This is a genomic window from Oceanobacillus sojae (genome assembly GCF_900162665.1).
Taxonomy (GTDB): Bacteria; Bacillota; Bacilli; order Bacillales; family Amphibacillaceae; genus Oceanobacillus; species Oceanobacillus sojae_A.
In genome coordinates this window covers 442,064-457,330 of record NZ_LT727811.1, presented here as the reverse complement: position 1 = coordinate 457,330, position 15,267 = coordinate 442,064, and the positions used below count along the sequence as shown (strand labels likewise).

Annotated in this window: 10 protein-coding genes and 1 pseudogene; 9 read left to right on the top strand and 2 right to left on the bottom strand. The window is 38.9% G+C overall.

Going from position 1 to position 15,267, the window contains the following annotated elements; translation table 11 throughout:
- Positions 1 to 104 precede the first annotated feature (104 nt).
- On the bottom strand, positions 105 to 1,814 hold the full coding sequence (locus tag BN1068_RS09460) for an ABC transporter ATP-binding protein (protein ID WP_077602612.1): 1,710 nt from the start codon (positions 1,812 to 1,814) through the stop codon (positions 105 to 107).
- Positions 1,815 to 2,194: 380 nt separating this feature from the next.
- Between BN1068_RS09460 and BN1068_RS09455 the strand changes: the two genes are divergently transcribed.
- Genes BN1068_RS09455 through BN1068_RS09445 form a run of 3 tightly spaced genes read left to right on the top strand, consistent with a single transcriptional unit; the run spans position 2,195 to position 6,949 of the window.
- Positions 2,195 to 3,607 (top strand): ABC transporter permease, encoded by a 1,413-nt coding sequence (locus BN1068_RS09455; RefSeq protein ID WP_077602611.1) that lies wholly within the window; start codon positions 2,195 to 2,197, stop codon positions 3,605 to 3,607.
- Between the two features lie 17 nt (positions 3,608 to 3,624).
- Positions 3,625 to 5,118 (top strand): ABC transporter permease, encoded by a 1,494-nt coding sequence (locus tag BN1068_RS09450; protein ID WP_077602610.1) that lies wholly within the window; start codon positions 3,625 to 3,627, stop codon positions 5,116 to 5,118.
- A gap of 28 nt (positions 5,119 to 5,146) precedes the next feature.
- Entirely contained in the window at positions 5,147 to 6,949 is a 1,803-nt protein-coding gene (locus BN1068_RS09445) for an ABC transporter substrate-binding protein (protein WP_077602609.1), read from the top strand.
- Between the two features lie 230 nt (positions 6,950 to 7,179).
- Here BN1068_RS09445 and BN1068_RS09440 read toward each other — a convergent pair whose 3' ends face one another.
- A complete protein-coding gene (locus BN1068_RS09440; RefSeq protein ID WP_077602608.1) occupies positions 7,180 to 8,535 on the bottom strand; it encodes a YfcC family protein in 1,356 nt (451 codons plus the stop codon).
- A 362-nt stretch (positions 8,536 to 8,897) separates the two neighbouring features.
- Here BN1068_RS09440 and BN1068_RS09435 point away from each other — a divergent pair, with 362 nt between their 5' ends.
- The 6 genes and pseudogenes from BN1068_RS09435 (at position 8,898) to BN1068_RS09410 (ending at position 15,254) form a co-directional block, all read left to right on the top strand.
- A complete protein-coding gene (locus tag BN1068_RS09435) occupies positions 8,898 to 10,031 on the top strand; it encodes a M20 peptidase aminoacylase family protein (RefSeq protein WP_077602607.1) in 1,134 nt (377 codons plus the stop codon).
- Positions 10,032 to 10,034: 3 nt separating this feature from the next.
- A pseudogene (locus BN1068_RS23935) lies at positions 10,035 to 10,389 on the top strand (IS200/IS605 family transposase).
- A 625-nt stretch (positions 10,390 to 11,014) separates the two neighbouring features.
- The gene (locus BN1068_RS09425) at positions 11,015 to 12,115 is read left to right on the top strand and encodes an AAA family ATPase (RefSeq protein WP_077602606.1); all 1,101 of its coding nucleotides are present in this window, start codon (positions 11,015 to 11,017) and stop codon (positions 12,113 to 12,115) included.
- 43 nt (positions 12,116 to 12,158) lie between these two features.
- Positions 12,159 to 13,409, top strand: a complete 1,251-nt coding sequence (locus BN1068_RS09420; RefSeq protein ID WP_077602889.1) for a TadA family conjugal transfer-associated ATPase — start codon at positions 12,159 to 12,161, stop codon at positions 13,407 to 13,409.
- An 18-nt stretch (positions 13,410 to 13,427) separates the two neighbouring features.
- Positions 13,428 to 14,357 (top strand): type II secretion system F family protein, encoded by a 930-nt coding sequence (locus BN1068_RS09415; protein WP_077602605.1) that lies wholly within the window; start codon positions 13,428 to 13,430, stop codon positions 14,355 to 14,357.
- Positions 14,358 to 14,387: 30 nt separating this feature from the next.
- Complete coding sequence (locus BN1068_RS09410) at positions 14,388 to 15,254, top strand: type II secretion system F family protein (protein WP_077602604.1); 867 nt, start codon at positions 14,388 to 14,390, stop codon at positions 15,252 to 15,254.
- Positions 15,255 to 15,267 lie beyond the last annotated feature (13 nt).

The following is a 15,267-nucleotide window of genomic DNA, read 5'->3' as shown; positions in this document are numbered from 1 at the left end:
AATACTTCACAAAAAATCATTCTCAGCTTTATAAATCCATGAAAACAAAAAACCTCCAGCTATTCTGTGTAGAATAACTGGAGGTTTTTAATGACTATCTCTCTTCATACAAGCATCCAATGCTCCGGTCTTACTTCCTCTAACCGATTTTTTTCAAAATGATAGGTTTCTGTCTTAATATCATGCTCCCGAATCTTTTTCGCTTCAACCCCCGGATCTGGAATAGGCACAGCATCAAGCAGTGATTTGGTATATGGATGAAGCGGGTTTTCATAGAGCTCCTCGCTCTCGGCCACCTCAATAATTTTTCCGGAATACATAACTGCAATCCGGTCACATATATGTTTTACCATTGCCAGGTCATGTGCAATAAATAGATAGGTTAAACCAAGCTTTTCCTGCAATTCCTCTAATAAATCGACAATCTGTGATTGAATGGAAACGTCCAGAGCGGATAACGGTTCATCGCAAACAATAAATTTCGGTTTTACGGCTAAAGCCCGGGCGATACCGATACGCTGCTGCTGTCCTCCTGAGAATTCATGCGGATATCTGTTGGCATGTTCCTTTGTCAAACCGACGAGCTCTAATAACTCCTCAACCCGGGCCCGTCTTTCTGCTTTTGTTTTGCACAGCTTATGAATATCCAGCGGCTGACCAATAATATCAAGCACCTTCATTCTTGGGTTTAAAGAGGCTTGAGGGTCCTGGAAAATAATTTGAACATCTCTGCGCAGTTTTTTGAGTTCCTTGCGATTAAAGTCATGGATGCCCATTCCTCCGAAAAGAATTTCTCCTTCAGTTGCCTGCTGCAATTGCAGAATAAGGCGTCCGGTTGTTGATTTTCCAGAGCCGGATTCCCCTACTAATCCTAAGGTTTCACCAGGTCTGATGTGAAAGTCAATATCATCAACCGCATGTACCAGTCCGCCTAATTTTAACGGGAAAATCTTTTTTAAATCCTTTACGTTAATTAAGGACTCGGTATTTTGAAATGATTTTGTGTATCTGCCTGCCTTCTTTTGATCAATTCGCGGCAGGGCATGAAGCAGCCGTTGTGTATAAGGGTGCTTGGGCTGCGTGAAAATGGATGCTGTGTTGTTTTGTTCAACAATTTTTCCATCCTTCATAACAACAATACGATCACACATACCAGCAACAACTCCGAAATCATGCGTGATTAAGATGATGCTCATATCAAACTTTTCCTGCAGGTTTTTCATTAATTGCAGAATTTGAGCCTGAATGCGCACATCTAATGCAGTCGTCGGCTCATCAGCAATTAATAGCTTTGGCCGGCAGATTAAGGCCATTGCTATCATGGCACGCTGCAGCATGCCGCCTGAAAATTCATGAGGATACTGGTGATACCGTTCTTCAGGTGAGGTTATCCCAACGAGCTTTAACATCTCAATCGTTTCTTCTTTCGCTTTATGTGCAGAAAGCTTGCGGTGTTTGCTGACTACTTCATCAATTTGCTTACCGATTTTCATTGTCGGGTTAAAGGAGCTCATTGGATCCTGGAATATCATACTGATTTCCTGACCGCGAATTTTCTGCATGTCATGGTCAGAATAATTTGCGAGATTATTTCCTTCATATTCTATTGTATCCGCCTGGATATGCGCGGATTGACCGGGAAGCAGCTGCATAATTGCTTTTGCGGTAACGCTTTTTCCGGAACCGGACTCGCCGACAATGCCTAATGTTTCTCCTTTTTTGACGGAGAAAGAAATTTGGTTAACGGACTGAACCTTCTGCTCCGTAGTCTGAAAATGAACAGATAAATTTTTAACGCTTAATATGTCTTTCATTATCATATCTCCATTTAATTAATATATTTGGTTTATTATATACCCCTGTACACCAGAGCGGCAGAACATTTAACCTGATAAGAAAATAAGAAAAATTGCTATTTCAATTAAGACATGCCAGAATAATTTTTTCTGGGTGAATAAACAGGGCTCTGAGTCTATACATATATATATAACAGGAAGTGTGTAATGGTATTACAATTAATTTTAAGACTTTAAGATTAGTAGACACTTATTTCATGAAATCTGTACGGAAAACTGCCAAAGTCAATAAAATTAATTTGACAATTACATCATTCCTTTCTATAATTCCTAATAAGCATATTCTATACTAAGTAGGTAGGAATTATCAAGATTTAAAGAAGGGAGTAAGGAACCTATTGTCAAATTCAACTTCTGAGAATGTGTTATCCCGCGGTTTTTTAATTGTTCATCGTCAGATCTTTCTGAGATGGATTCCATTTTTAATCGGGTTTCCAATTCATATAATTGCTCTCTGTATCTATTTCAGTAAAAGAAAGTCTAATACATATGATGCTTTATTTAAGGAAAAAATGCATAATTTTATGAAATCAAAGGCATATGCAGCTTTAAAAAGCGATTATGAAAAGCAATATGATAAAAAGCAGGCCTACTTCCAGCGTTCAATCAAAGAAGCAGAAAAAGAAAAATTTGTTCAGCGGCAGCTCAGGAAGCGTTCAAAAGCAATGGTGGAGGATGAACTTGGGTTAGAGGCAAGAAGGCCGATGAACTATATGGAATTTTTCCACGGTCTTTTGCTGGATAAGCGTTTTATCATACTTACATTTATTCCGGGAATTTTAGCCTACAGTATGTACTTTATTTATCAAGGTGCCTTTAGGCGTTTTGTGTTTGAACGGGTGGTCATGACATTTTTTGTGATTATTTCTGTTATCGTCATTGTATTTACCATTCTGTATATTTCGCCATCTGATGCGGCTGCGAATATATTGGGTGAGTCTGCAACCCAGGCACAGCGGGATGCTTTTAATATCCAGTATGGTTTGGATCAGTCTTATTTCGTGCAGTTATGGAATGCGTTGAGCGGTATTCTGACGTTTGATTTAGGGCATTCTTATACAGGCAATGAAGTGATTATGAACAGTATTTCAAATCGTTTTCCTGTGACACTGATTCTAGCAATTTCTTCTCTTATTCTGGCAGTTATTATTGCTGTGCCGGTTGGGATGATTTCGGCAGCACGTGTCAATTCATTCTGGGATTATACATTTATGTTCATTGCCTTAATCGGCTTATCTATCCCAAGCTTTTGGCAAGGTCTTATTTTTATTCTCACCTTTTCGATTCAGGGAGATCTGCTGCCGTCCAGTTATTCGCCGGGTAACATGTTATCGCTTATTATGCCGGTTGTTGTATTAGGAACAGGGCTGGCTGCAGCGATTGCCAGGATGACACGCTCCTCTATGCTGGAGGTTATGAATGAAGATTATATGATTACAGCAAAAGCTAAAGGGTTAAACGGACGGGAAACATTTACCGGCCATGCGCTGAGAAATGCCTGGATTCCTATTTTGACGGTTATCGGACTGCAGTTTGGCGGTATGCTCGGCGGAGCTGCCGTTACGGAGAAAGTCTTTAATATCAGCGGATTAGGGAGCTATATTGTGGATAAGCAATTTATTCCTGATACACCGGCAATTCTGGCAGGTGTTGTTTATATCGCTATTACCATTTCGATTGTTAATTTAATTGTAGATCTTGTTTATGCGATGCTGAATCCGCGTATCCGTTCGCAAATGAAGAATAGTTAGGAGGGTGAGATCGTTACATGAATCATGCTAATCTACAGTCATTAAAGCGATCCGACCTGTATAAGCACGGTCACTTTGCATTTGTTATATCTATCGTATTAACGTTGATTTTTCTGTTCAACAGTTATGATTTTGGCACGAATACATTTCACACCGTTTTCAGCATTTTTACTGTTATCTTTTTGATAAACAGCTTATACCAGCTGTTTATCGTGCTCTTATTACGTAAAGATTTATTGCAGACAGGAGAAATCGGAAATCGTACACGTATGCTGGCAGCAGTACAGGTTCTGTCGTTAGCCTGCGGAAATGTTTTTACAGCAACATTTGCTTTTCGGGTTTTAAAGAAGAACACATCTATTGAATACACATTTGCATATTATATGCTCATTACAGATTTTCTTATTATTGCGGTTACATCATTGAATTTATTTAAAGCTTATGTATCTAATAATTTCATGCTGTCTATGGGTATTTTACTGGCGTTATTAATTATTGATATAGCTTTGGTAATTTTCTTTCATCGGCAGGATGATACCTCATTAGCCGGGAAAAAGTCATTGCGCCTGCTAGCTGTGTTTTTATTTATTGCCACGTTAACGGGGAATATATTCCGGTTGATTCTTGCTTACAGTATTCTGTTAAAAACATCTAAGAAAGATCAGTCCGTTGTTGATAAATGGCAATTTTTCTGGATAAAGCTGGGTAAAAGCTTTACCGCAATGATTGGTTTATTATTTGTTATCTTTACCTTTTCGATATCCATTACCAGCTTCGGTACGTTTGTAACGAGCTTTGCAACAGCAAATGATTACAGTTCCCTGCTGCAGGGACCGAGCTTTGTGCATCCATTTGGAACAGATAACTTCGGCCGCGATGTATTTTCCAGAATTATTTTCGGGGCAAGGATTTCCTTAGTCATCGGTTTATTGACAACGATTATTCCAATGATTATCGGTGGATTGTTAGGGGCTTTGGCAGGCTATTATTATAAAGCTACCGATCAGGTCATCATGCGTGTGATGGATGCTTTGTATGCCATTCCGGGAATTTTATTAGCTATTGCCATTATCGCAGCATTCGGGTCCAGTACGATCAATTTAATTATTGCCTTAAGTATAGGATCGATTCCGATTTATGCGAGAACGATGCGGGCCAATATTTTAATGGTATCGAATTTAGAATATATTGAAGCAGCCAAGGCATTGGGAGAATCGGATTGGAAGATCCTGACGAAGCATGCTGTTCCAAATGCTTTTGCTCCGATGATTGTCAAAGCTACCTTAACAATCGGCGGAGCGGTTATTGCAACAAGCAGTTTAAGCTTTTTGGGGCTTGGTGTAGAGCCTCATGTTCCAGAGTGGGGGAATGTCCTCCGGATCGGGAGTGCTTATTTAGAAACCGAGCCATATTTAGCAATTTTTCCGGGGATAGCGATTATTTTGCTGGTTTTAGCCTTCAACTTTTTAGGGGACGGCCTGCGTGATGCGCTAGATCCAAAAATAAATTAATTTTAAATTATAGGGGGAAATACACAAAATGAAGAAATGGAGTTTTTCTTTTCTGCTCGTACTTGCTTTACTGTTAGCAGGGTGTGTAAATACAGAATCTGATGTTCAGGAAGAAGGGTCAGGCGGCGGTGGTGGAGATGCAGACCAGCCGACCATTGAAATATTAGCAACAAGTACCCAGGAAAATGATGTGAATATTCTGCGGGATCAATTAACAAATACAGGCTTTAACGTAGAATTAAATATCCAGCCGGATTACGGCAGCTTTACGACACAGCGTGATGCGGGGAATTATGATATTGCCCTGAACAGCTGGACAACAGTTACCGGGAACCCGGATTATGCGGTCCGTTCTCTGTTCACTTCAGACGGGGATAATTCGTTATTCGCAGATGAAAAAGCAGATGAGCTTGTAGATAAAGCAAGTACCGAATTGCCGGGCGAATATGAAGAAACATATAAAGAATTAGAGGAACAAATTGTTTTTGATCAGGCATATATCGCACCGCTTTATATTTCATTAAAAGCACAGGGTGTGAATCACGATATTATAAATGAAGAAACAGTCCGCCTGCCAAAATCACGTGCGGCAGTATGGGAAAATGTAGACTATAATGATACATCCTTACGTGATAGTGAGCCATTACTTGTTCACCAGGCAATTAGTGATTTAACGTCATTAGATCCAATTAAAGGGAATGACGGCTCTATCAATACATTAAATACAAATATGTATGTTCGTTTAGTCAATTTAACAGATGATGATGAGGTAGTTTCCGATGGCTCCCTTTCTTTAAACCATGTCATTGCTGATGGCAGTCAGGATTTTTATTTCTTGCTCCGCGATGATATTAATTTTGCAGAGGTAGATGGCGATACAGCAGCTGATACAGGTGAACGTGTAGGGGCAGAAGATGTTCAATTCAGTTTAGAGCGGGCAAAGGATCCAAATTCTGTTCCGGATCATCGTACTTACAGTCTGCATGAAAGTATGGAAACGATTGAAATTGTAGATGATCTTTCTGAATTAGAAGACACTTCTTCTGTAGATGGAAATACAATTAAACAGGCGTTAGAAGAAGGACTCGATACAGAAATCGGTTCATTAACGACAGATAAAACAGAAGCAGATAATGATGCAGGAACTTATCAGGTTGTCAAAATTACGACAGCAGATCCGTTCCCGCAGGTACTAAACTATCTTGCGCATCAGTCAGCTGGTATTGTATCAAAAGATCAGGTGGAAAGCATCAATACATTTGATGTAGAAGACTATGACGTCAATGAAGATGTGGCCTATGGGGACCAGCGAACCGTGCTGGAAGATAGTAATGAAGAAAACACGCTTTATGCAAGCGGACCATACATTATGGTTTCTAAAAATGACTATGAAGCGGATTTTGTGAAGAACCCTGGGTATATGCCTGGGTCTGAATATGAACCTAAAATCAGCGAAGTAGTAGTGAAATTTATTCAGGATCCGGAAAGTGCATTATCTGCATTGCGTAATAATGAGATTCACATCCTGAATGGTGTAGCTGAAAATCGTTATGATACCGTGGAAGAGGATGACAGTTTAACCTTACAGCAAAACGAGAGTAATGGTGTTTCCTATCTGAGCTATAATATGGAAGACAGTGTACTTGCCGATAATGTTGCATTGCGCCAGGCTGTATTATACTCCATTAACCAGAAGGAATTTATCTCCTTCTATGAAGGCAATAAATTACCGGCTGTTTCTACACTCAGCTCATTGGTAGATACCGGACTGGAGCTAAAAGCAGATCCGGAGCAGGCGAAGAGCTTGCTGGAAGAAGGGGCAGGAGAATAATTTAATAGAGGATATATCAGCAGAGTATGCGTATCCTCCCTGCATCACTTTTAGCGAAAAATGATGATTGTCTTACATCTTATAAAAAATAAAACGGGAAGAGCAGCATTCAGTCAGCTGCTCTTCCCGTTTTTTTTATATTATTTTTTTGTGAAAGGTCTATCTGATTATTATACTGGTCCCCAGTTAATCAGAACCGTAATCACGATAAAGACAATACCGATAATATATCAGATTCCGACAAGCGGAAGTGCAAATTTCAGCCACTTTGTCCACGGAATACCGGCGATTGCCAGATTGGCCATCAGTACACCGGACAGAGGCGTAATAATATTGGTAAAGCCGTCTCCGAGTGTGTAAGCCTGAACAGCAACCTGACGCGGAATATCCATTAAATCAGCAAGTGGTGTCATAATCGGCATAACAATGGCTGCCTGACCGCTACCGGAAGTAACGACGAGGTTAAACAGACCATTCCCGATAAACATTGCTACTGCTCCCATGACACTGGAGAAAGGCTCTAAAGCAATCGCCATTCCATGAACAACAGTATCCAGCACCTGTCCATTTTCCAGAATAACAACAATAGATCGGGCCATACCGATAATTAAAGCGCCATATAGTACTCTTTTTGCACCGTTCATAAACTCTTCTACCATCTGATTAGCACCTATTTTTGAGATAAGAGAGGTTACAACTGCCAATGCGACAAAAATACCTGCCATTTGATTGATATCCCAATTCCATTGGAAAACACCGTAAACATACACAACAATAGTAGCTGTCAATACGAGTAAAACAGCGAGCTGTGTCGGTGTCAATTTTCCATCAACATCATCCATGGATTTTTCTTCTAATTTGGGAAAAGGATTACCACTCAGTATACTTTTTTGAGGGTCATTTTTAACACGGTTGGCATACCAGATAATATAGGCAATGGTTGCGCCGACAACAATGACATAGAGAACTATTCTTAGGGCGAGTCCTGAAAATAATGGGAGCTGTGCAATCTGTTGTGCGAATCCGGTTGTTTGCGGATCTAAGAATCCAATGGCAAAACCGGAGTATGCACCTAAGTAAATAATGGAGACGCCGACAATAGCGTCCATCTTCATTGCTCTTGCCAGGATAATTCCAATTGGGATGAAAGCAATGGAGGAGTTAGCAATAATTCCCAGTCCGCCAAATACAGAAAAGAGACCGGCGACCATTAAAATTAAGAGCCATTCCCGATTTTTGGTGCGTTTAATGGTGTTGAGAATCAGATTATCAATCGCACCTGTTTTTTCAATAACAGCGAAAGTTCCTCCGATGGTCAATACAAGGAAAATTAATCCTGCACCACCAATTAATCCTTCCTGAATCGAACTGAATAAATCAATAAAGTTAACCGGCTGCTGTTCTATTTGACTGTAACTGTCAGGAACAATAACATCAGTTCCCTCTTCCGTTGCTTCTCTTTCAAAACTGCCTGCCGGGATAATATATGTAAGAATAGCAGCTAGTAATAATATAATAAATAAGATAACGTATGCATCTGGAAGCTGGAATTTCTTTTTCTGTTTTATTTTTTCTTGTTGTGACATAGAATCCTTCTCTCGTTGAAAATCTTAAACTTGAAATTGATTATATAAGAGTTTATACTTCAAGGCAATATAAATAATAAGAATACTTAAAAAATGTAATAAAAACGTGCTATAAGTGAGTCCCTGCTCGTATTATTTCCTGACAATACTTGATTTGATCCATTCGTGGGAATTTTAAAATTCTCACGAATGGATCAAGAGCATATATCAGGTCAATGGGAAATTATTTAGTTCAACTTAATAGTTTTTCCGAAAAAAATCATGTATGGAAGTAAAAGCAGAAAAGCATTGAGTAAATAGGATGCTGATGACCTGCCAATGTAAAAAATAGAATTTATTTTAATGAAGGACGGAGAAGACAAATGGGAAAAAGTATAGAAAAAAGTGTGTTAGAAGCTTTTGGGCATTTACATACACACGCAGAAATCAGCTGGGAAGAAGTAGAGACTACTAAATATATAAAAGAAAGATTAGAAGAAGCAGGCTGTGAAACAATTACATTTCCAGATCATACCGGCGTGATTGGAAAGTTTGGAAGCTTTGATAAAGGTCTGCCGGTAGTTGGTGTCCGTGCAGATATGGATGCACTATGGCAGGAAGTGAACGGTGAATTTCAGCCAAATCATTCCTGCGGTCATGATGCACACATGTCAATAGTATTAGGGGTGCTGTGGAAATTACAACAGATCCCGGAGATACAAGATAAGGTAGCGATTAAATTTATTTATCAGCCTGCTGAAGAAGCAGGCGGCGGTGCGCTGAAAATGGTGGAAGAAAAGGTTGTAGAAGACGTAGATTATCTGTTTGGCATTCATCTCAGACCTAAGCAGGAAGTAGCTGCAGGACAGGCTGCTCCGGTTATTGTACATGGTGCAACCAAAACATATGAAGCTGTCATTAAAGGAGAGGATGCACACGGTGCACGACCGCATCTGAACGATAATGCCATCGAAATCGGTATGCAAATTGTCAATATGCTCGGTCAAATTCATATGGACCCAAGAGTTCCACACTCTGCGAAAATGACCAAATTCCAAGCAGGAGCAAAAAGCTCAAATATTATCCCGGGGAACGCATCATTCAGTTTAGATTTACGGGCACAGACGAATGAGGTTATGGAGCTGCTGGTGAAGAAAGTAGACGGTATTTTAGATTCTATCCGGCAACTTTATGATGTAGATATTGATGTGACGGATTTCCATGGTGTGCCGGCAGCTGAAACAAATGAGGAAGCAACAAGCTTTATGCGTGCGGCGGCGACAGATGTGCTGGGCGAGGGGAATATTGTAGAGCCTCTTCTCACACCGGGTGGAGATGACTTTCATTTCTATACTGTGAAAAAGCCGGAATTAAAAGCAACCATGTTGGGATTAGGCTGTGATTTAGGACCTGGATTACATCATCCGGATATGACCTTTGATAAAGATGCGCTTCAAACGGGAGTAGATATTTTAACAAAAGCTATTTTGAAGGTTTATCAAGAGGTGGGAAGATAGATTATTAAATATGAGGATAGCCAGTTTTTACTGCATTTGCGGTGGAAATTGGCTTTTTTCGTTTTTGCCTAAAAGTATAGAAGGCAAATTATTTATTGAGAAGTATAATTCATGAAGCAAATGAGTGTCTGGATCATATGTTTTTAGATGGGCACGCCAAATCTAAAATATAAATACGGTCATCGAAAGTTTTGATATCGCGGGTACTATGTATATAGGGAGCTAAAATAAAAAGAAAATTCAAGAATATATTCGAGATCAGCTTAGAGAAGATTATATGGGAAATCAATTAACCCTGTTTGAAGAGTTTGATCCATTCAGCGGAGAAAAAAATAAGAGATTCTTTTTGAATCCGTGAAGAGATATGTTGCAAAATGGAGAACGTTTCACTAGGTCTTTAAAGCCAAGGCCGTTTCATCCGTAGAACAAACCATCAGTTCACGCTGATGGTTTAGAGTCTAGGAAGATAGAAGTGAATAATTATAGTGTGGTTTTAATCTAATATATGAAATTAATGGAATGTAATTCCATTTTATAGGTATTAATTAACTGCGTTAATTTCCCTTCTAACTTTACATCATCTATATCTATATATACTACTCTTCGATAAAAGTCATGATAAAGTAGTAAAAAGGATAAATTTATTTTAGTAGAATTTGCTTTACTAGCCTGTTATTTTACTGGATTTCTGGACAATGTATTCTTATTTTTAGGTGTTCCATTTCCTTACTTCATGCCGTCTTCTTAACAAAACCACTATCTGTACTTCTTCAAAATTGATTTAATTCTTTTTTGCAAATTTTAATAATGCTCGTATGAAAGGTGGTTGAGAAATACAGAAGTAGGATGTCTTGTATTTAATATAAGCTAATATTCCAAGAATAGGTTAAATTAACTGTTTTTCTCTTAAAAGGTTAACAATATCTCATATATTTAGTATCCTTATAAAAACTAAGGACCCTAAGAAAGAAAAGGTGAGCAAGATGCATAAAATTAATCTCGTACTGTATACTTCCGATCAATCTTATGCGGAATATTTTTCTAGTTATATTAGAAACCCTGAGAATGGGATGAGATTTTCGGCGAAGATATACACAGATTCTGAGGCGTTTCATAAGCATATCCGTAATCAAAAGCAACATATCTTGTTAACGGATATGAAGGTGACAGAAGAGGACGGTGCCAATTTCGATATGGTTATTCGTCTATCGGATGGTCAGGAGACAATCCAGGAGGAGACGAGTATTTTTAAATATCAACCATTAAAGGAATCACTGTCTCAAGTGCTGGCGATATATTTCGAAGCAAATGGCAAGATTAGTACATTAATGAATAAGAAACAGAAAGAGAAAGTGATTAGCTTTTATAGTGGGAGTGCTGGAACAGGCAAGACATTAACTTCTCTCTGTTTGGCAAAATATTTGACACAGCAGGGTAAACGAACCTTCTATCTTAATTTAGAACAAATACATAGCACGTATTTATTTTTTCAAGAAGAGAAGGAGTCATCCGTTGAAGTATTCTACTATTTGAAAAATAATATTAATAAATTAGTATCAAAAGTTGAGTCCTTAAAATCTACCGATAGCTTAACAAATATTGATTATTTTTCTTTGCCTGTCTTACCGGAGGAAATGGATCATATCACGGGTGAGGAAGTGGAATTGCTGATTCAAGCTCTAAAAGATTCGCAAAGTTATGACTATATTATTGTTGATCTGGACGTCTCTTTACATGAGCGAAACCAGGCTGCTATGCGGGTTAGTGATGAGATTGTATGGTTGTTAAGCTCTGATCAGAATAGCTTTGCCAGATCGCAATATAAACTGAACCAAAGTACCTTGGAGAAGCATATTGATAACAATAAGCTTCATTTTGTATTGAATAAAGTCGGAACAAGTCCATTTGCAGGGTTTAATAACTATAACTTCAGTATTGAAATACATATTCCGTTTCATTCTCACTGGTTGCTGGAAAATGAACAGACCAAGATGTTAGAAGATACCATTATCGGTGAGAAGTTATTCCAATCCGTTGCAGAGGAGATAGACATCGATATGGAGGTGTCGCTTGTTGAAGGCTAGTAATCAAGAGCAGCAGAATAATCAGCTAATAGAAGAAACAACGATGCATACAGAAGATGAGATAACTGCTTTATTAATTGAAAAATTGCGTGAGGTTTTAGACTTTATGCATTCCACTACAAATGAAGAACTTCTGGAAATGGTGGAAGATACTGTAATCGAATATGCAAAGGAACATCAGATGACTTCGCAAATGATTAAGCGCATTGTCGATAGAATGTATCATGCTTTTCGTGGATTGGGCGTGCTACAGCCCATCCTGGATGATCCCACGATTACAGAGATTATGATCAATAATCATGAGGAAATTTTTATTGAGCGGGATGGTCAGGTTTCGAATGCAAATGTTAAATTTGAAAGCCAGCAGAAGCTGGAGGATACGATTCAAACTATTGTATCGAAGGTAAACCGGGTGGTAAATGAGTCAAGCCCTATTGTGGATGCAAGACTGGAGGACGGCTCTCGTGTAAATGTCGTCTTGCCCCCGATTGCATTGAAAGGGCCAGCCATGACAATCCGTAAGTTTCCAGAGCGTCCATTGATGATTGAGGACTTAATCCAATTCAATGCCCTTGATGAAGAGGTTGCTCGTTTTCTGCAACAGTTAGTGGAAGCCAAGTACAATATTTTTATTGGTGGAGGGACTGGTTCAGGAAAAACAACCTTCTTAAACGTGTTATCGAATTTTATCCCGAAAGATGAGCGATTGATCTCTATCGAGGACTCCGCTGAATTGCAAATAGTTAATATTCCTAATATTGTAAGTTTAGAGACAAGGAATAAAAACACGGAAGGTAAAGGAGAAGTGACGATTCGTGACTTAATTAAAACATCATTGCGGATGAGGCCATCACGCATCATTGTCGGAGAGGTTCGTGGAGCAGAGGCGCTAGATATGCTGCAGGCCATGAATACTGGACACGATGGGTCCTTATCCACTGGTCATGCGAACTCAATTAATGATATGTTAAGCCGTCTGGAGACAATGGTGCTCAGTGGTGCTGAATTACCGATTGATGTGATTCGTAAACAAATCAGTTCTGCGATTGATATCATGGTACACTTAACAAGGTTTCGCGATCATTCCAGAAGAGTAGTAGAAATCTCGGAAGTGCTTGGGATGGAGAATGGCGAGATTATTACTGCGCCCCTTTACGTGTTTGAAGAGGAAGGCGAAGATTACCGCGGTAAAATTATCGGTAAACTTAAAAAGACAGAGCATTCTTTGCAGTCTATTAACAAATTGAAGTTAGCAGGTAAGAATGATGTGGTGGAGCAGTTTACCAAAGTGTAATGGAAAGTGGGTCAAAGGATGAATGTTGAACAAATAATTGGCTCTGTTGTAATTGTTATTTTGATAGGTGTATTAGTGGGACGTCGTGTAATCAAAGGCAGAAAGACCAGACAGCTGGAACGAGAACTGGAGAAAAGAGAAGGAGAAATAAGGGAGAAGAGCATAGCAGCGATTCGGAAGCGAAACATTGGCGGAGAGACACTAATTGACTATGCTGTTTATGAGATGAGCTTTCAAGAGAAAGTAAAGTATTCCCTTATCGCAGGTATCGTGATTTTCGGTATTTCTTATCTTTTCTATGATAATCTCATTCTTTCGTTCATAGCTGCGTGTTTAGGAGTAATCTATCCGAGATTTAAGAAAAAGGATTTAAGAAATAAACGTAAAGATGAGCTAAGCCTGCAATTTAAAGAAGCTATTTCTTCTCTTGCCTCCTCTTTAGCAGCAGGGCAATCGATTGAGAATGCCTTCCGTGATGTGTTAAGGGATTTGAAACTCCTTTATCCAGATGAGAATACCTATATCATTAAGGAATTTCAGTTAATTAATCGGAGAATAGAAAACGGGGAGATTGTCGAACGAGCTATTGCAGATTTGGCCAACCGTTCAGACATTGATGATATTAAGAATTTCTCTGATGTATTTATCACTTGTAAACGTACAGGAGGAGATTTAGTAGAGATTATTAAACGAACGGCTGATATTATTACCGATAAAATTGAGATACAGCAGGACATCAAAGTCTTGGTATCCCAAAAGAAATTTGAATCAAAAATAATGGCAGTCGCCCCCTTGGGTATTACCTTATTTTTGAAAATGTCATCACCAGATTTTGTAGCTCCTTTATATGAATTCGGCACACCTGGTCCTGTTATTATGACTGTCGTATTGATTTGTGTAGGTTGCAGTTTGTTAATCAGCCAGAAAATCATGGATATCAAGGTTTAGCGATAAGCAGCTAAGAAAGGAGCAGCAAAGATGACATTGAAAATCATTATTCTCATCATTGTGGCAGTGAATCTATTTGGTGTATTAAGGAACAAAAGGGTCTACGCCACTTTTATTGAACAATATAAAGAGGAAATTACCTTACCGGTCTTGGCACCATTTGCTTTTGGAATTATTGATCGTTTGAATCTATATAAGCGGATGCCGAAATTAATCACTGCTATTCATCAGAAAATGATTATTCTGCGGGGGAGCAAACTATCCGGGGATTTCACGAAAATTTATTTAGCAAAAATGATTACCTTAATTAACCTGATGCTCTTTTTTACCTTTGTCTTAGTAGAGGTCAGTGACGAGGGAAATAGCAATCTGATCTATGGGTTCCTCCTGATGATAGTAGTAAGCGTCTTTCTAGTGAAGGATTTGGATAAAAAAGTGAAACAAAGGAAGGATTCGATTATCATGGAACTCCCGGAATTCGTCAATAAAATCATCTTATTGGTAAATGCTGGCGAAACCGTACAGGGAGCTATGAAGAAAAGTGTCGATCAGAAGAAGAATCAGATTTATGATTCTCCATTATATTTTGAGCTGAATGAGGCTGTAAATAAAATGTCTGCAAACACCTCTTTCCAGGAGGTCATGAAGGATCTCAATTACCGCTGTGGTATTCAGGAAGTGTCAATTTTTACGACGACGGTGATGATGAATTATCGCAAAGGCGGGGCACTACTGGTGCAATCATTAAAGGAATTATCTGTATCACTATGGGACAAACGAAAAACTGTTACAAGGATAAAAGGCGAGGAAGCATCATCTAAGCTGGTGTTTCCGATTATTTTTATATTTGCCGCAGTTCTTCTGATTGTTATATATCCTGCAATAGCAGTATTTTAATTAAAATAAAAGG